This window comes from Rhodococcus sp. NFXS4 (assembly GCF_058139645.1).
Genome location: NZ_CP192221.1, coordinates 3,606,379 through 3,624,462, shown reverse-complemented (window position 1 = coordinate 3,624,462; position 18,084 = coordinate 3,606,379). Strand labels below are relative to the sequence as shown.

The following is an 18,084-nucleotide window of genomic DNA, read 5'->3' as shown; positions in this document are numbered from 1 at the left end:
GGGTCGGTCCCGGGGCGGCGCACGAGTGTTCGGTGCATGACAACCAACTCAGTGGTGGAGCGGGAAGGCCGGAGGCCGGCCGGTGACGGGCGGGAAGGCCGGAGGCCGGCCGGTGACGGGCGGGAAGGCCGTGGGCCCGGGCGCGGGCGGGAGCCGGGGCCGGGTGGGGGTGCGGCGCGGACGGTGACCGTCGAGCTCGTGGTGCCCGTGTACAACGAGGAGGCCGCGCTCGAAGCCTGTGTCCGCAGGCTGCACGCCTTCCTGCGGGCCGACGTTCCCTGGTCGACGGTGATCACCGTCGCCGACAACGCGAGCACGGACGCGACACGGTCGATCGCCGAGCGCCTCGCCCGGGAGCTCGACGGTGTTTCGGTGCGACATCTGGACGACAAGGGTCGCGGCCGCGCGCTCAAGGCGGTGTGGACGGAGTCGGAGGCCGACATCGTCGCGTACATGGACGTCGACCTGTCGACGGATCTCGGTGCACTCGTGCCCCTCCTGGCTCCGCTGGCATCGGGCCATTCCGATCTCGCGATCGGGTCCCGGCTCGCCTCGTCCTCGCGGGTGGTGCGAGGGGCGAGGCGAGAGTTCATCTCCCGCACCTACAACGTCCTCCTTCGCACGGGTCTGCGGACCAGATTCTCCGACGCTCAGTGCGGGTTCAAGGCCGCGCGCACCGAGATCGTCCGGGAACTGCTTCCGCTGATCGAGGACACCGGGTGGTTCTTCGACACCGAACTGCTCGTCCTCGCGGAGCGGGTCGGTCTCCGCATTCACGAGGTGCCCGTCGACTGGGTCGACGATCCCGACTCGAGCGTGGACATCGTCGACACCGCACTGGCCGATCTGAAGGGCTGCTGGCGCGTCGGGCGTGCGCTCGCGACCGGCGCCCTCCCGATCGCGGACCTGCGTCTCAGCCTGGGTCGTGGACCCCTGTCGTCCACCGCCTCCACCACCGAGGTCTCCGAACTGAGGGGAGTGCCCGTCGGCATGATCGGTCAACTGGTGCGGTTCGCGCTCGTCGGCGTCGCCAGCACTGTCGCCTACGCGGTGCTGTACCTGATCCTGCACACGATCCTCGGCGCGCAGGGCGCCAACTTCGTCGCGCTCCTCGTCACCGCAGTGCTGAACACCGCCGCCAACAGAGCCTTCACATTCGGGGTCCGAGGCTCCGACGGGGCTGCGGCGCATCATCTTCAGGGTCTCGCGGTGTTCGCCTTCGGGTGGCTCGTCACCGCCGGTTCTCTCGTCGCCCTGCACGAGTGGGCTCCGGGTGCGTCCAAGCACGTCGAGCTCCTCGTTCTCGTTCTCGCCAACCTGGTCGCCACCGTGACGCGCTTTGTCGCGCTGCGCTGGGTCTTCCGGGCCGCATCCTCCGCCCGCACTCGTCAGATGGAGTCCACCTCGTGACCACCCTCCTCACCGCCCCGGAAGATCGCATGCACGACGGGGCTCCGCGCCCGGTCCGTACTCGTTGGGAACCATGGGCCGCTGCGGCCCTGATCCTGGGAACTGCTGTCGCCTACCTCGTGAACCTGAGCAGCAACGGATGGGCCAACTCCTTCTACTCCGCTGCGGTGCAGGCGGGTTCGCAGTCCTGGGAGGCGTTCTTCTTCGGCTCCTCCGATGCCGCGAACTCCATCACCGTCGACAAGCCGCCGATGTCGCTGTGGCTCATGGAACTGTCCGTCCGGGTGTTCGGGCTGAACTCGTGGGCGATCCTCGTGCCTCAGGTCCTGCTGGGTGTCGCCTCCGTGACGCTGCTGTGGCGCACCGTACGGCGACAGTGGGGACCGGCCACCGGACTGCTCGCAGGACTGGTTCTCGCGCTGACTCCCGTGGCGGCACTGATGTTCCGTTTCAACAACCCCGATGCGCTGCTGGTGCTGCTCATGATCGCGGCGGTGTGGGCGATGATGCGGGCTGTCGAGACCGGTCGCACCCGGTGGCTCGTGGTCGTCGGCACGATGGTCGGACTCGGCTTCCTGACCAAGCAGCTGCAGGTCATGCTGGTGGTTCCCCCTCTGGCGCTGACGTACCTCCTGGCCGGGCCTGTGTCGCTGCGACGGCGCATCCTGCAGTTGTGTGCCGCGCTGGGCGCGATGATCGTGTCGGCCGGATGGTGGATCGCCGTCGTGGAACTCTGGCCGGCGTCGTCGCGGCCGTGGATCGGTGGGTCGCAGAACAACTCGATCCTCGAACTGACGCTGGGATACAACGGTCTCGGTCGGCTCAACGGTGAGGAGACCGGTTCGGTCACGCCCGGCGGCGGCGGTGGTGGCGGCGGAATGTGGGGGGAGACGGGCATCCTGCGGATGTTCGACGCCTCGCAGGGCGGTCAGATCGCCTGGCTCGTTCCCGCTGCGCTGATTCTGGGAATCGCGGCGATCGTGCTGCGCGGCAGGGCTCCTCGTACCGACCAGCGGCGCGCTGCGCTGATCGTCTGGGGACTGTGGCTCCTGGTCACCGGGCTGACGTTCAGCTTCATGGCCGGCATCTTCCACTCGTACTACACCGTGGCGCTGGCGCCGGCGGTCGCGGCGCTGGTGGGCATGGGCAGCGTGGCGCTCTGGCGGGCCCGCGAGCGCCTCGTCGCACGCATCGTTCTCGCCGCGACGGTGGTCGCGACCGTGGTGACGTCCTGGATCCTGTTGTCCCGCAGCGCATCCTTCGTTCCGTGGCTGAAGGTCGTCGTCGTGCTGGTCGGTGTGCTCGCGGTCGTGGGGCTGCTCGTTCCGCGGCTGACTCGCGGTAGGCTCGCCGCGGTCACGGTTCTGGCGGCGGTGATCGCGGGTCTCGCAGGACCGACCGCCTACGCCGCGAACACCATCGCGACACCGCATCAGGGCTCCATCGTCACGGCCGGGCCGAACACCGGTGGCGGCTTCGGGCGTGGCGGCATGGACGGCGGGCGCGGCATGCGCGACGGCGGTGCCGGCCGGATGCCCGCCGGGGGACAGGCGCCGACGGGTGCGCCCGGTCAGCTCCCGGGTGGCGCCGCGCAGATGCCGGGTGGCGCGGACGGTGGCGGCGGCATGGGCGGGTTGCTCGATGGCAGTAGTCCGAGCGCCGAGATGGTCGCCCTGCTCGAGGAGAACTCGGACTCGTACACCTGGGTCGCCGCGGCGATCGGGTCCAATGCCGCGTCGGGCTACCAGTTGGCGACCGAGGACCCGGTCATGCCGATCGGTGGTTTCAACGGCAGCGATCCCTCCCCGACGCTGGCCGAGTTCCAGCAGCACGTCGCCGACGGTGAGATCCACTGGTTCATCGCGGGCGGCGGTATGGGAGGCGGTGCGTCCGGTACCTCGGCGGAGATCAGCGAGTGGGTCACCGCGACCTTCACCGCCCAGACCGTGGACGGCGTGACGCTGTACGACCTCACCGCCTGACCCGGATCCGGTGCAGTGAACCGTGCTGACCACGGTTCACTGCACCGGATCTCACATCAGCGAAGTTCTCCGGCGATGTCGGCTGAGGCGAGCATCAGCACCAGCGCGGGCACGACGGTGCGTGCGGCGAGCCGGTAGTCGCCCCGGCCGTGCTGCTCGACGATCCGCGCCGACGTGAGGGTCTTCAGATGGTGATAGAGCTGACCGACGGACGACAGTCCCACCGCCGCCTGGAGATCGGCGGCGACTGCTGGACCGCGCAACAGTGCGCGGACCACGGCGAGCCTCACGGGGTGGCCGAGCGCCGCCAGCACCTCGACCGCCCGGTCGGGGGGAAGATCGAGCACGGCGTCGGGCACGTACTCGATGGACCAGGTGACGTCGCCGGCCAGATGGACGTCACCCGAGTAGGACACGAGGCCCCCGGTGGACGCCGCCGTCTGTCGGGGGTCCCCCTCGAGCGCCGCGACCCGAGCCTCCAGGGCTGCGACGCGTGCCTCCAGCTCGCTCACGAGATGCAGGCTAGCCGCCCCACTGTCGCCGGATCCGCCGCGGCCTCGAGGAGCAGCGTCTGATGCTGGGTCAGGTTCGTCGTCGCGGACTCGTACTCGGCTGCGGTCAGACCATGGTTCAGCCACACCACCACGGCGGGGGCGCCGTCCGCGCGGCGGAACTCGAAGCCGTGCGTGAGAACTCCGGGCAGATTTCCGCCCTTGAACCCCATGGCCACGAACCCGGCGTCCGCAGGCGGGTCCTGCCATTCGAGGTGGCGCCTGACGGTGTCGACCCCCGAGCCGTAGGAACCGTCGGCGACGGCGGTGTGGAATCGCGCGAGCTCGGCGGCCGTCCCGGTCGGGCCGAACCGATCGAGGTACGTGAGGAGTTCCGTCTCGTCGCGCGGTCGCGCGGTCGTTCCGTACGTCGCGCGGAAGTCGGCGTCGAAGGCGAACCGCTGTGCGAGCGACCACAGATCGTCCGTGTCGACGGTCGCGTCGAGGGCGCCGAGCGTGACGCCGACGAGGGTGGGTGGTGTGAAGTCGCTCCACCCGCCCGCTGCGGCGGCGTCCCGCAACGCGTCGTCGCCCAGGCGGTACCGGAGGTAGTCGGGCACTCCGTTGTCGCTCTCACGCACCATCGCGGTGACCATGTCGTCGAGCCGCACCGTCGCGGCCGGATCCGTCGGCGATGTTCCGTCGTTCGCGATGCCGAGGCGATTCAGAGCAGCGATGTGGGCACCGCCGTCCGTGCCGGGTGCGTACCACCGCTGCCAGTCGGCGACAGGGATGCGTTCGTCCGGGTCCAGCGTGCCGTCGGCCACGGCGCGGGCGTAGGCACCGAGGTGTACGACCTTCACGGCGGAGGCGAGGGGGTGCGGCGTGTCCGCGTCGTGCTCGGCGGTGTGTCCGAGCCCGTCGTCCACCGCGAAGGACACCGATTCGGGGTGCTCGGCGGCGAAGCTGATCCAGCCGTCGGGTGTGGTCATGTCCGCAACGGGGGCCGGTGCGCACGTCGTGGTGGACGTCGGCTCGGCCGTGCTCGGCGGTGCGGACGAGCACCCGGCCAGCAGAATCGACGCCGCGGTCACGGCGGTGAGAGTGCGCATCATCGGTTCTCCTCGAGTCGCATCGTTCGGCTATTCCGTAATTCCGGAATTACCATAGCGCGAACGGGTGCGCTGGTCTAGAGGTCGTGGCCAGTACGCTGCTCTCGTGCGAGTACTCGTCATCGGTTCCGGAGCCCGTGAACATGCCCTGCTGATCGCCCTGGCGGCGGACCCCGAGGTGAGCGCGGTGATGTGCGCACCCGGCAACGCCGGCATCGAGACCGTCGCCCAGACGTACCCCGTCGACGTCGCCTCCGGGGAGGCCGTCGTGTCGCTCGCTCGCGAGCGCGGCGCCGATCTGGTCGTCATCGGCCCCGAGGTACCGCTGGTGCTCGGCGTCGCCGACGCGGTGCGCGAGGCCGGGATCGCCTGCTTCGGTCCGTCCGCCGCCGCCGCCCGGATCGAGGGTTCCAAGGCGTTCGCGAAGGACGTCATGGCGTCGGCCGGGGTCCGCACCGCGACCAGCGAGGTGGTGGACACGCCGGCACTGCTCGATGCCGCCCTCAACCGCTTCGGGCCGACGTGGGTGGTGAAGGACGACGGACTGGCCGCGGGCAAGGGAGTCGTCGTCACGCAGGACCGCCTCACCGCGCGCGCTCACGCCGCCGAGCTCCTCGAACTCGGCCATCCCGTGTTGCTCGAATCGTTCCTGTCCGGCCCGGAGGTGTCGCTGTTCTGTCTCGTCGACGGCGAGACCGTGGTGCCGCTGCTGCCCGCTCAGGACCACAAGCGCGTCGGAGACGGCGACACCGGGCCCAACACCGGCGGGATGGGCGCCTACACACCGTTGCCATGGTTGCCCGACTCGATGGTCCAGCGCATCGTCGACGAGGTGGTCGCGCCCGTGGCAGCGGAGATGGTGGCACGGGGTTGCCCGTTCACCGGCCTGCTCTATGCGGGCCTCGCGGTGGACGGTGAGGGCCCCGCGGTCATCGAATTCAACTGTCGCTTCGGTGATCCCGAGACCCAGGCCGTGCTCGCACTGCTCGACTCACCGCTCGGTGCGGCGCTGTACGCGGCATCCACCGGAACATTGGCGGACCTGCCGCCGCTGCAGTGGAAGCAGGGTTCGGCGGTCACCGTCGTGCTCGCCGCCGAGAACTATCCCGGCCGACCGCGCACCGGAGACGCCATCACCGGCGCCGAGAACCCCGGCGTGCTGCACGCGGGGACGGCGCACGGCAGGAACGGTGGCCTCGTGTCGGCCGGGGGCCGCGTGCTCAGCGTCGTCGGCACCGGGGCGGATCTCGCCGCCGCCCGCACCGAGGCGTACGACGTCATGGCGCGAGTGTCGTTGACCGGCGGCCACTTCCGCACCGACATCGGACTCTCGGCCGTCGAGGGCCGGATCTCGATCCCCTCCTGACGATGGTCGAGGAATCCGCACGCTCGCGCATCGAGCCGTTCCGCGTCATGGACGTGTTCGCCGCTGCGGCGCGCCGCCAGGAGACTCACGGCGACGTCGTGTCCCTCGCGGCCGGACAGCCGTCCACGCGCGCGCCCGGGCCGGTCCTCGCTGCCATGCGCACGGCGCTCGACGACGACGTGATCGGCTACTCCGAGACGTTGGGTACCGCGCGGCTGAGGGCGACGATCGCCGCCTACCTGTCGAGGCGATCGAAGGTCGTCATCGAGGCCGAGGACGTCGTGGTGACCACCGGGTCGTCGGGTGCGTTCACGTTGCTGTTCCTCGCGGCGTTCGACGCCGGCGACACCGTGGTGATGGCGCGACCCGGTTATCCCGCGTATCGCAACACGTTGTCCGCGTTGGGGTGTCGCGTGATCGAGCTGGACTGCGGCGAGGACGCTCGCTTCCAGCCGACGGTCGCGATGCTCGATGCGCTCCCCGAACCTCCGAAGGGACTGATCATCGCCAGTCCGGCCAATCCGACCGGCACGATCATCGATCCCGACGAGTTGGCCGCGCTCGCGCGATGGTGCGACGAGCACGGCACGCTGCTGATCTCCGACGAGATCTACCACGGCATCTCCTACGGCGACGTCGAGTGCCGGAGCGCTCGGGAGTTCTCGGACGGCGCCGTCTCGATCGGGTCGGTCTCGAAGTACTTCTCCATGACCGGCTGGCGTCTCGGCTGGATGGTGCTCCCGCGTTCGCTCACCCGAGCGGTCCAGCGGCTGGCCTCGAACATGACGGTGTGTCCGCCGACCGTCTCGCAGCTCGCCGCGGTCGCCGCCTTCACGGACGAGTCCCTCGCCGAGTTGGACGGTCACGTGCGGCGGTACGCCCGCAACCGCGAGGAACTGCTCGGCGGTCTCCGTGATGCCGGCGTCACCCGGCTCGCTCCCGCGGACGGCGCCTTCTACGCGTACGCCGACATCGGGCACCTGACGGACGATTCGTTCCGATGGTGCGCCGACACCCTGAACGAGACCGGCGTGGCCGTCGTCCCGGGTGCGGACTTCGACACGGTGCACGGTCACCACACGGTGCGCTTCTCCTTCGCCGGTGCGACCGAGGACATCACCGAGGCGCTGTGTCGGCTCACCCCGCGACTGCGGTAGTGGGCTGCGCCCCCGTGCGCCCTTTGCGCATCCAGGGATACGCAAAAGGCGCACGGGGGAGAAGCGCCGGTGGCAGCATGTGTACGCATGTCGACCGGCTCCGCTCCCCGCTCGACGCCCAAGGGTCGGCGTCGGCGCGAGGCCCTCATCTCGGCCGCAGCTGACCTTCTGCTGGCCGGGGGGTACGACGCCGTGCGGCACCGGAGCGTCGCGGCGAGGGCCAGGCTTCCGCTGGCGTCGACGACCTACTACTTCGACTCCCTGGACGACCTCGTCACGCACGCCGCGGAACTGAACGGGGTCCGCGAGATCGCGATGATCCGCGACCGGATGACCGCATTCGCGCCGGTTGCGTTGGACACCGCGGACACGGTGGACCTGGTGGTGGACCTGCTCGTGGGTCCGGACGACGGCGATGAGGTCCGGCGGGACCTGATGGTGGCGCGCTACGAGCGGGTGCTGGCCGCGGCGCGGCATCCGCAGCTGCAGGAACTGCACTGCCGGCTGCGTGGTGAGCTGGAGGACATGCTGTCCGACGTGCTGTCCGCCGCGGGTCGGCCCACCGACCGTGACCACGTCCGCCCGCTCCTGGCCCTCGTCGACGGTGTCGTGATGGGCGCGTTGGGTGAGAATGGGGCGGACCTGCGGTCACGCGTGCGGGACGTCCTGCTGGATGCGGTGGACCGTCACGCGCCGTTGTCGCGGGAAGTCCGGAGGACGGTCGCGCAGTAGAGGCGCAGTCCGGAGGACGGTCGCGCAGTGGAGGGACCGTAAACTGGCCGCTCGTGAGCCGTATCCCGAATGTCCTCGCCCACCGTTACGCCAGTCCCGACATGGCCCGTCTGTGGTCACCCGAGCACAAGATCGTGCTCGAGCGTCAGCTGTGGATCGCCGTGCTGCGAGCGCAGGCCGATCTCGGTGTCGACGTCCCGGCGGAGGCCATCGCGGACTACGAGCGCGTGGCCGACCGGGTCGATCTCGAGTCGATCGCGGATCGCGAGCGGGTCACTCGTCACGACGTGAAGGCGCGGATCGAGGAGTTCAACGCCCTCGCCGGCCACGAGCACGTGCACAAGGGTCTGACCAGCCGCGATCTGACGGAGAACGTCGAGCAGCTGCAGATCCTGCGGTCGATGGAACACGTGTACGGGCACGGCGTGGCTGTCGCGGCGCGTCTGGCCGAGCGCGCGGCCGAGTACACCGAGGTGGTCATGGCCGGCCGCAGCCACAACGTCGCGGCGCAGGCCACGACGCTGGGCAAGCGGTTCGCGTCGGCTGCCGACGAGCTGATGGTGGCGTTGACCCGGCTCCGGGAGCTGATCGACCGGTACCCGCTGCGCGGCATCAAGGGTCCGATGGGGACGGCCCAGGACATGCTCGATCTGCTCGGCGGCGATGCCGACAAGCTCGAGACCCTCGAACGCGCAGTGGCGCAGCATCTCGGTTTCGCCCACGTCTTCACGAGTGTCGGCCAGGTCTACCCTCGTTCCCTCGACCACGACGTGGTGTCGGCGCTGGTGCAGGTGGGTGCGGCGCAGTCCTCCTTCGCCCACACGGTGCGCCTGATGGCCGGACACGAGCTGGTGACCGAGGGTTTCCAGCCGGGTCAGGTGGGCTCGTCGGCCATGCCGCACAAGATGAACACCCGGTCCTGCGAACGCGTCAACGGCCTGCAGGTGATTCTGCGCGGCTACGGGTCCATGGCCGCGGAGCTGGCCGGCGCACAGTGGAACGAGGGCGACGTCTTCTGTTCCGTCGTGCGTCGTGTCGCGCTGCCGGACGCATTCTTCGCCATCGACGGGATGATGGAGACCTTCCTGACCGTGCTCGCAGAGTTCGGTGCCTATCCCGCAGTGATCGCCCGCGAGCTCGATCGCTATCTGCCCTTCCTGGCGACGACCAAGGTGCTCATGGCCGCCGTCCGCGCAGGCGTCGGTCGGGAGACCGCCCACGAAGCCATCAAGGAGCATGCCGTGGCCGTCGCTCTCGCGATGCGGGAGCAGGGGAGGGAACCGGACCTCCTCGACCGACTCGCGGCCGACGAGCGGTTGCCGCTCGACCGCGCGGCACTCGACACGGCGCTGGCGGATCGGTCGGCGTTCATCGGCGCCGCGCACGCGCAGGTCGCTGCGGTCGTCGCCGCGGTGCAGACACTGGTCGACGCGAACCCGGAGGCGGCTCGGTACACACCGGCTCCCATTCTGTGATGTGAACCGTGACGACGGGGCGGTCTCCCGGTGGAAGTGACGGCCGTCAGACCCTACGGTTCGTCATGTGAGCAAAGTTGTCGTCATCGGAACGGGTTACCTGGGCGCCACGCACGCTGCGTGCATGGCCGAGATCGGACACGACGTCCTCGGGGTCGATGTCGACCCGAGCAAGCTGGCCAAGCTCGAGGCGGGGGAGGTGCCCTTCTGGGAGCCCGGGCTCGAGGACGTGTTGCAGCGCAACATCGCAGCGGGCCGCCTGCGCTTCACCGCGTCGTACGCGGACGCTGCAGCGTTCGGCGACATCTTCTTCCTCGCGGTGGGCACGCCGCAGAAGAAGGGCGAGTACGCCGCTGACGTGACGTACGTGAACTCGGTGGTGGAGAACCTCGCACCGCTGATCACCGGACCCGCTGTCCTCTTCGGCAAGTCCACGGTCCCCGTGGGCACGGCGGAGCGACTCGGCACGATGGCCCACGCGCTCTCGCCGGCAGGCGAGGACCTCGAGGTGGCCTGGAACCCGGAGTTCCTGCGCGAGGGTCACGCCGTGGAGGACACGCTGCACCCGGACCGGCTGGTGCTCGGGGTCGACCGGAACCGTCCTCGGCGCGCGGAGGAGGTCGCCCGCGAGGTCTACGCGCCCCTGCTCGCCGAGGGGATCCCCTTCATCGTGACCGATCTGGCCACCGCCGAATTGGTCAAGACCTCGGCCAACGCATTTCTCGCGACGAAGATCTCTTTCATCAATGCTATTTCCGAGGTCTGTGACGCGGCAGGCGCCGATATCACCGTTCTGGCCGACGCAATCGGTCACGACGATCGAATCGGGCGCAAGTTTCTGAACGCCGGGATCGGTTTCGGCGGCGGTTGCCTACCGAAGGACATCCGCGCATTCATGGCTCGTGCCGGTGAGCTGGGAGCCGATCAGGCGCTGACGTTCCTGCGCGAGGTCGACAACATCAACATGCGTCGCCGCACCGGCATGGTCGAGGTCGTGCGCGACACCGTGGGAACTCTGCTGGGAGCTCAGGTCGCGGTGCTGGGTGCAGCCTTCAAGCCCGACTCCGACGACGTCCGCGATTCACCGGCACTCAATGTCGCTGGCCAACTGCAACTTCAGGGTGCCGGTGTGACCGTGTACGACCCGAAGGCCAACGACAACTCACGCGCGCTGTTCCCCACGCTGGGGTACGCGAGCTCTGCGCTGGAGGCGTGCGCGAAGGCCGACGTGGTACTCGTGCTCACCGAATGGCGTGAATTCCGCGAGCTGGTTCCCGCCGATCTGGAGGGCGTGGTGCGAGAACGCAGAATCATCGACGGACGCAATTGCCTCGACGTGAATGTGTGGCGATCCGCGGGATGGCTGTATCGGGGACTCGGCAGGCCGTGACTTGGTGAATGCGCGACGCCACGCGTGCCCGTAAAACGATTGATACACTTCTGCCCGAATCCCGATCCATGAACGAGCAGAGGAATTTCGTGTGTCGACTGAGCTCGAGGGAACCACGGCAGTGCGAAGACGGCGACGTGTACCGATCTGGGTATGGGTTGTCGTCATCGTGCTACTCGGGCTCGTCGCATGGTTCGGATGGACCGTCTTCACTGCGTACAAGGGACTGAGCTCGGCGCGCGACGACGCGCTCGCGGCGCGGTCGGCGATCCTGGCCGGCAACGCGGACGAAGGCCGCGAGCACGTCGCGGACGCCACCGCGGCGTCGTCGGATGCGCTGGACGCCACCAAGTCGCCCATCTGGAAAGCCGTCGCTGCTATCCCTGGCGTCGGCTCCCCACTCGAAGTCGTGGGGCCCCTCACCGGGCTCGTCCACGACCTCACGACCGAGGTCCTGCAGCCCGCCGTCGAAGTCGGTGCCGTCCTGAACCCGAGTGAACTGCGCGCGGACGACGGCACGATCGACCTGGGTGCCCTCCGCGATGCATCGCCGACGCTGGAGCAGGTGTCGGTGTCGGCCGGCGAGTTGAACGATCGTGCCGAGTCCATCGACACCGAGAGCTACCTGCCCCAGGTCACCGAGGCCGGCGACTCGTTGAAAGCACAGCTGGACGACCTGTCAGGACTCCTGACCAATACCAGTCTCGCATCGAAGATCCTCCCGGACATGCTCGGCGAGAATGCGCCCAAGAGTTACTTCTTGGCCTTTCAGACGAACGCGGAATCGCGCGGCACCGGCGGACTGATGGGTGGGTTCGCCATCATCGACGCCGATCGGGGAAAGATCGGGCTGGACGAATTGGCGAAGAACAATGAATTGCGTCGCGATTACGACCCCATCGATCTCGGTCCCGATTTCGCCCGGAATTACGACAATCAATACAACGCGACGTCGAATTGGCAAAACGCCAATGTCAGCCCGCATTTTCCGTACACCGGTGAAATACTCCGATCCATCTGGCAGCAGGAATCCGGCCAGTCCGTGGACGGTGTGTTGGCCACCGACCCCGTCGCGCTCAGCTACATCCTCGGTGTGGTCGGCCCCGTGACACTCGCGGACGGCGAGCAGATCACCGCAGACAACGTCGTGAATCTGACTCAGTCCGAGGCGTACTTCCGCTTCGCCGAAGACAACACGGCGCGTAAGGACTATCTCCAGCAGATCGCCGCTCGCGTGTTCTCGAAGGTGGAGGGGAAGATCAGCGACCCAGCGAAGCTGCTGGATGCGATCGGTCGAGGCGTGAGCGAAGGGCACACCGCCGTGTGGAGCGCAGATCCCGAAATCCAGAGTGTGCTGTCGGGCACCAAGATCGCGCACGAGGTTCCCGACGACGCAGCCCCGTTCGCGTCGGCGATAGTCAACAACGGCGCAGGCGGAAAGTTGGATTACTACCTGAGGCGCGACATCGCCTACACGGCCTCGGCATGCGAGGGAGACACGAGGACCTCGCAGATCACTGTGTCGGTGACGAACACTGCGCCCGCACAGGATTACCCGAAGTACATCGCCGGCAGGCAGAACGAGACCACGGCATACGAGGGGCCGCCGGGGACGAATCGCTCGGTGGTGTCGGTGTTCACCACCACGGGATCTGCACTCTCGAAGGCGACCATCGACGGACAGCAAGTGTTCTTGCTGACGACCCAGGAGCGAAATCACCCGGTCTTCTACACCCCGCTGGTGGTGGAACCGGGTCAGACGAAGACAATCGTCCTCGACCTGGTGGAGCCGACGGTAGCCGGTGCACCGCGGACTCCGATTCAGCCGGCAACCCTCGCCGGTACCGCGACGGTCGACGTGCCCGAGTGTGCAGGATCGTGAGCCGGCGGCTACACGAATGACTGAGCTCACGGTCCTGCATGCTCTCAGCAGGTCGGGCGGCACGACCGGTTTCTACGAACTGTTGGAAGAGTCGACAGCGCCCGGCGTCCGCATTCACCCGTTCTCGTGGCGTCACGCCTTGATCGGTTCGTACGACATTCTTCACGTCCACTGGCCCGAGAATTTCGTCCGAGGCAGCACGCGGGGTCGCACTCTTCTCAAATTCGTCGCGACGACGCTGCTTCTCTTTCGGCTCGAACTGTTCCGCACGCCGGTGGTCAGAACAGTGCACAACGTGAGGCCACACGAAGGGGCGACTCGCCTCGAAAGAGTGATCCTGTCCGGTCTGGACAGGCGAACGAGAGCGGCAGTCGTTCTGAACCCGGTGACACCCGTGCCTCCCGACCGCCCGACTTCGCTCATTCCCCACGGGCATTACTGCGACGTTCGATCGTTCCAGTGCCTCGAACCGCGTCCGAAGACACCGAACTCGCTTCTCTACTTCGGACAGATACGCCTCTACAAGGGCTTGGACGACCTGATGACGGCCTACGGCGAACTGGACAGCGCATCAGTCTCGTTGCAGATCGTCGGTGAGCCACAGAACGCCGATCTCGTCGCGCGTCTGACTTCCTTCGCAGAGGGTCGTCGACGCGTACGCCTGTGTCTACGTCACGTTGCTGACATCACGCTGTCTCGAGCGATCACCGAATCATCCGTGGTCGTCCTTCCCTATCGTCAGATGCACAATTCAGGTGCCCTCATTCTGGCGCTGAGTTTGGGTGCCGTCGTACTGGCGCCACAGACACCTACGACGCTCCTCGTGCAGGAAGAAGTGGGGGCAGAGTGGGTTCAGTTGTTCTCAGGGGAGCACATCACGGCAGCTGACCTCGTGGATGCTCTCGAAGCGGCCGCGACCGTCGATGTCGCCCGCAGACCGCGCTTTCGTGATCGCGATCCATCGGTAGTCGCCGAGCGGCACCTCCAGGTCTATCGGTCCGTACTCGGAACGCAGGATCTTCCTGCCGTCGGAAAGGACTGCATCACATGATCGACTATCTGGTCGGCGGCGTACGAATCTCGCTGGATGCGTCGTCGCACACGCCCGGCCCGCGCACGCACATCACCAAGTTCGTCGACGCCGCTCGAACGTGCGGGCATCAGACCGACGTGCACCTCGCATCCGACATGCCGCTCATGGGACGGTTCGCCAGGGTGAGCGACGCCGGCTACAAAGACCTCGGCACGTCGCGGATCCTTGCCGTCGACCTGCTGCGCGTGGCCATCATGGTGTGGTGTGGGTTCTGGGTCGCGGTCCGGTCGTTCCGACGTCCGGCGCCGGAGATCATCTACGAGCGGTCCGCGGTGTTCCAATCCCTGACTTCGTTCCATCGGTACAAGAAGCGCGCGATCCGCGTGGTCGAGGCAAACGGCATCTTCTCCCGTGAAACGGCACGCGACCGCAACATATCGAGGGCGGTGTGGCTTTCCGCCCTCGTCGAGCGACACGTTCTCCGTCGCGCGGATCTCGTTGTAGTGGTGAGCGACGCATTGGCGCGCGAAATCGAGCACTTCGCGGGAGTGGACAGAACTCGCATGTTGGTGGTTCCGAATGGAATCGACCCCGCTCTTCTGGAGGTCGAAAGAACGAAATCGGACAAGTTCACTTTCGGCTTCGTCGGTGCGGTCGTGGAGTGGCAGGACCTCGGCTCCATCATTCCTGCTGTGTGTCGCCGGTTGGGGGAACCGGGTGTACTCGTGGATGGACGAGCTGTCGCGATCGACATCGTCGGTGACGGCTCGGCGCTCGACGGCCTTCGGGATGTGGTGACGCGACATTCGTGGGGGCGGTACGTCACCTTCCACGGTCAGGTTCCATCGGACCGAGCCCGGTCATTGATGTCGACCTGGGACGTCGGAATTGCGGGTCATCGAGCGACATCCAGCATGTCGATGTACCACAGCCCGTTGAAATTGTACGAGTATGCCGGAATGGGTCTCGACATCCTGTGCACACCGTCCGAGGACGCGCGTCGTCTAGCCGAATCGGGCGCTGCCGTTCATGTTTTCGACAGTCTGGATCAACTCGACACAATCCTTTCACAACCTGACCTCCTCGTTCGCGACAGTGGAGCAGTGGAGAAAGCGCGACGATCGGTCATCGACGATCATTCGTGGGACAGCAGAGTTCGAGAGATAGTCGAGACTGCGAGAGGAGTGCGCGTGTGAGGAACTTCCCGGCCGCGGTCGGTGTGGCACTCGGGGTCGCTTCTGCGGTCGTCGGCATTCCAGAGGTGCTACCTTTCCTCCCACTGCGCCCCTGGCATGTGGCGATGGGTGCAGCCCTTGTCATAGCGCTGGCGGCAGTTCGAGCCCGCCGAGCGGTCTGGCCGCGACCACTCGTGATGGATTGGCTCTTTCTCGCTTTCATCGCATTGTCGATCGTGGTCGGATTCTTCAACAGCAGGGATCTCGGCGAACCCTTCGGGTTGTCGGCGGCGGTGTTCCCCGTCTACCCGTTGGTCGGTTACGTCGCGGTCAGAATGACGATCCGGCACCGGACCGATGCGCTCGTACTTCTGAAATGGTTCACCGTTCCTGTGATCCCGAGCGCTGCTGTGGCACTCGTGCAGCAGGTCTCGAGCGGTGCGAGCCTGACGATCCTGTCCATTTCGCCGTCCGAAGATCTATCGAGACGGATTGCCGACGGCGAGACGAGTCGAGCAACTGCACTCGTCGGTAACTGGATCGGCGCCGGAATGTACTTCAATGCCGTTCTGGCGGCCGCATGTTGCATTGTGATCGGTACTTCTCGGAATCGGCGTATCGGTCGGTTGACGTGGGTGTCGGCCGGACTGGCGATCGCAGGAGCCGCAGCTACCGCGACCATCTCGGTGATCGCCACGTCTGCAGTGCTCGTTGCGGTCACGGTGGCGGTCGAGCGTAGAAGATCCCTCCCGTACCTGGGAAGCGCCACAGTCGTGGCGGGCGTGGTCACTGTGCTGTTCAGCAGAGGCGCTCTCCAGTCGAGAGTCGAGCAGCAGAGAACACCGAACGTTCCCGCCGCAGGAGTGGCCGACGGCGCAGTGGGAGGAGCAGCCGACGGCGCAGTGGGAGGAGCAGCCGATCCGGGTGTTCCGGCGCTCGCGGAATCCAGCAAGTTGCCCAGTACCCTGGCGTATCGGATCGAAGTGTGGTCGGAGCAGACTTTCCCCGCGATACGCGAACGACCCTGGACGGGGTGGGGTGCTGATGTCGTCAACTCGGCAAACAGGCCGACGACGTTGATCTGGGACTCTGCCGAGTCGCAGTGGTTCGGCGTCGCATTGTGGTTCGGTATCCCGATCGCGATCTTTTACTGTGCAGTCATCGCAGTCATCGGCATCACGATGTGGTGCGCGCGAACAAAGATGACGTCGCCGATCGTGGCGTTCTTCGCGTTGAGCGTGGTCAATGCCTTCATCGTTCCTGCCTTCAGCAATCGCGGTCTCCCGGTGCCGCTGTGGGCACTGATGGGGATCGTCGTGGCACTGGCGCATCACCGTTCCGCGACATCGTCGAGGCGAGCCGACCAGACGAGCGTTCGGTCGTCTCCGTGACAGACAGCCTTTCGGCGAAGGGACCTCTGGGACGCATCGCCGCTCGCGGTGCAGCCTTCTCTTTTGCCGGTCAGGCTGCGAAGATCGTTGTGCAGCTTCTGGGTCTGGTGATCCTCTCGAGGCTTCTGGGGCCGGAGGAATACGGCCTGCTGGCGATGGTGGTGGCGGTCGTCGGAATAGGTGAGTTACTCCGGGACTTCGGCCTGTCGGCCGCCGCCGTGCAGACCAAAACGTTGTCTGAGGGTCAACAATCGAATTTGTTCTGGATCAACACCAGTATCGGGTTCGCGTTCTGTCTCCTCGTGATCGCCACCTCGTCACTTCTTGCCGACTTCTACGATCGGCCGGCGCTGAAACTGATCGCCATATGCTTGTCGGTGACGTTCCTCGCGAGCGGCTTTTCCACACAGTTCAGAGTCAAGCTGAACAGGGATCTACGTTTCGGTGCACTGGCAGTGATCGATGTGGGCGCTCATGTCCTGGGAATTGCGGCCGCTGCCATCGCTGCAATTGCAGGATTGGGGGTTCAGGCGCTGGTGCTGCAACTCATCGTTCAGACAGTGTCCGTGTCGGTGCTCATTCCATTCGTTGCACGCTGGTGGCCGGGCAGACCGCGACGCGGTGAGCACATGAGCGATCTGCTCAAGTTCGGGGCAAACGTTGCAGCCACGCAGCTCGTGGCGTACTTGAGTCGAAACGTCGATTCGGTAGTCATCGGAGTGCGGTTCGGATCTGTGAGTCTGGGGCTGTACGACCGTGCGTTTCAGGTCTTCACGTCGCCGCTCAATCAGATCCAGGCACCGGCCACGAATGTCGCCCTGCCTGTGCTGGCGCGAACGGAAGACGACGACGAGCGATACTCCGCTTTCCTGCTGCGTGGCCAGCTCGTGCTCATGCACGTGTTGTTGGCCGCATTCGCGGTCGCGTGGGCGAATGCCTTGTGGTTGATGAATCTGGTTTTCGGCGAGCAGTGGACACCGGCTGTGCCGTACCTTCAAATTCTGCTCATCGCGGGTGCAGCACAAGTGGCCTCGTATGCGACGTACTGGGTGTTCTTGTCCAAGGGGCTTCCCGGCGCGAACCTCAGGTTCACGATCGTGAGCAGGCTTCTCACCGTGGCGCTGATTCTGGTCGGCTCACTGTGGTCGCCGATCGCCGTGGCCTGGGGGTTCGCCTTGGGAACCCTGATCTCTTGGCCACTCGGACTGTGGTGGATCTCCCGCCTGACAACTGCCCCTGTACGGGCGATGTTCTGGTCTGGTGTCCGCGCGTGCTGCGTTTACGGAACATCGGCAGCGATCGCATACCTGGTCCCCGTGGAGAATGTCGTCGGCGATGGCATCATGGCGTTCTTCGCCCGAGTTTCGCTCATGGCGGTAGGAATTGCCGTGTGGTTCATCGCGGTGAGCAGGGTACGGACGGATCTGACGACACTGGTCCACACCGCCGGCCTGTTGCGCCGGAGAAAGGCAGACTGAGGACGAGTGT

At 66.6% G+C, this 18,084-nt stretch carries 14 protein-coding genes; 12 read left to right on the top strand and 2 right to left on the bottom strand.

Annotated features, from left to right (window positions below):
• Positions 1-36 precede the first annotated feature (36 nt).
• Both J4E04_RS17015 and J4E04_RS17010 read left to right on the top strand, forming a co-directional pair.
• Positions 37-1,410, top strand: a complete 1,374-nt coding sequence (locus J4E04_RS17015; RefSeq protein WP_490149084.1) for a bifunctional glycosyltransferase family 2/GtrA family protein — start codon at positions 37-39, stop codon at positions 1,408-1,410.
• Positions 1,407-3,392: a glycosyltransferase family 39 protein gene (locus J4E04_RS17010; RefSeq protein WP_490149083.1), complete on the top strand. Its 1,986-nt coding sequence runs from the start codon at positions 1,407-1,409 to the stop codon at positions 3,390-3,392. Before J4E04_RS17015 ends, J4E04_RS17010 begins: the two co-directional genes overlap by 4 nt.
• 56 nt (positions 3,393-3,448) lie before the next feature.
• Here the strand turns inward: J4E04_RS17010 and J4E04_RS17005 are convergent, their stop codons facing one another.
• Both J4E04_RS17005 and J4E04_RS17000 read right to left on the bottom strand, forming a co-directional pair.
• Positions 3,449-3,904 carry an ArsR/SmtB family transcription factor gene (locus J4E04_RS17005; protein WP_056446646.1) on the bottom strand — a complete coding sequence of 152 codons (456 nt, stop codon included), beginning with the start codon at positions 3,902-3,904 and terminating at the stop codon, positions 3,449-3,451.
• On the bottom strand, positions 3,901-4,998 hold the full coding sequence (locus tag J4E04_RS17000) for a serine hydrolase (protein ID WP_490149082.1): 1,098 nt from the start codon (positions 4,996-4,998) through the stop codon (positions 3,901-3,903). Before J4E04_RS17000 ends, J4E04_RS17005 begins: the two co-directional genes overlap by 4 nt.
• A 103-nt stretch (positions 4,999-5,101) precedes the next feature.
• On the opposite strand from J4E04_RS17000, the gene purD reads away from it, so the two are divergent.
• The 10 genes from purD to J4E04_RS16950 all read left to right on the top strand — a co-directional run bounded on the left by purD (position 5,102) and on the right by J4E04_RS16950 (position 18,074).
• On the top strand, positions 5,102-6,361 hold the full coding sequence (purD, locus tag J4E04_RS16995; protein ID WP_490149081.1) for a phosphoribosylamine--glycine ligase: 1,260 nt from the start codon (positions 5,102-5,104) through the stop codon (positions 6,359-6,361).
• 2 nt (positions 6,362-6,363) lie between these two features.
• A complete protein-coding gene (locus tag J4E04_RS16990; RefSeq protein ID WP_490149080.1) occupies positions 6,364-7,518 on the top strand; it encodes a pyridoxal phosphate-dependent aminotransferase in 1,155 nt (384 codons plus the stop codon).
• 87 nt (positions 7,519-7,605) lie between these two features.
• On the top strand, positions 7,606-8,250 hold the full coding sequence (locus tag J4E04_RS16985; protein ID WP_307095636.1) for a TetR/AcrR family transcriptional regulator: 645 nt from the start codon (positions 7,606-7,608) through the stop codon (positions 8,248-8,250).
• A 53-nt stretch (positions 8,251-8,303) separates the two neighbouring features.
• Complete coding sequence (gene purB, locus J4E04_RS16980) at positions 8,304-9,725, top strand: adenylosuccinate lyase (protein ID WP_027504320.1); 1,422 nt, start codon at positions 8,304-8,306, stop codon at positions 9,723-9,725.
• A 67-nt stretch (positions 9,726-9,792) separates the two neighbouring features.
• Positions 9,793-11,115 (top strand): UDP-glucose dehydrogenase family protein, encoded by a 1,323-nt coding sequence (locus tag J4E04_RS16975; protein ID WP_490149079.1) that lies wholly within the window; start codon positions 9,793-9,795, stop codon positions 11,113-11,115.
• 565 nt (positions 11,116-11,680) lie between these two features.
• Positions 11,681-12,997 (top strand): DUF4012 domain-containing protein, encoded by a 1,317-nt coding sequence (locus J4E04_RS16970; protein WP_490149078.1) that lies wholly within the window; start codon positions 11,681-11,683, stop codon positions 12,995-12,997.
• 16 nt (positions 12,998-13,013) lie between these two features.
• Positions 13,014-14,048, top strand: coding sequence for a glycosyltransferase (locus tag J4E04_RS16965; protein WP_307109302.1), 1,035 nt, complete (start codon positions 13,014-13,016; stop codon positions 14,046-14,048).
• Positions 14,045-15,226 carry a glycosyltransferase gene (locus tag J4E04_RS16960; RefSeq protein WP_490149077.1) on the top strand — a complete coding sequence of 394 codons (1,182 nt, stop codon included), beginning with the start codon at positions 14,045-14,047 and terminating at the stop codon, positions 15,224-15,226. Before J4E04_RS16965 ends, J4E04_RS16960 begins: the two co-directional genes overlap by 4 nt.
• Entirely contained in the window at positions 15,223-16,596 is a 1,374-nt protein-coding gene (locus J4E04_RS16955) for an O-antigen ligase family protein (RefSeq protein WP_490149076.1), read from the top strand. Before J4E04_RS16960 ends, J4E04_RS16955 begins: the two co-directional genes overlap by 4 nt.
• A complete protein-coding gene (locus J4E04_RS16950) occupies positions 16,593-18,074 on the top strand; it encodes a lipopolysaccharide biosynthesis protein (protein ID WP_490149075.1) in 1,482 nt (493 codons plus the stop codon). The genes J4E04_RS16955 and J4E04_RS16950 overlap by 4 nt, the downstream gene beginning before the upstream one ends.
• The last annotated feature ends 10 nt before the right edge of the window (positions 18,075-18,084 follow it).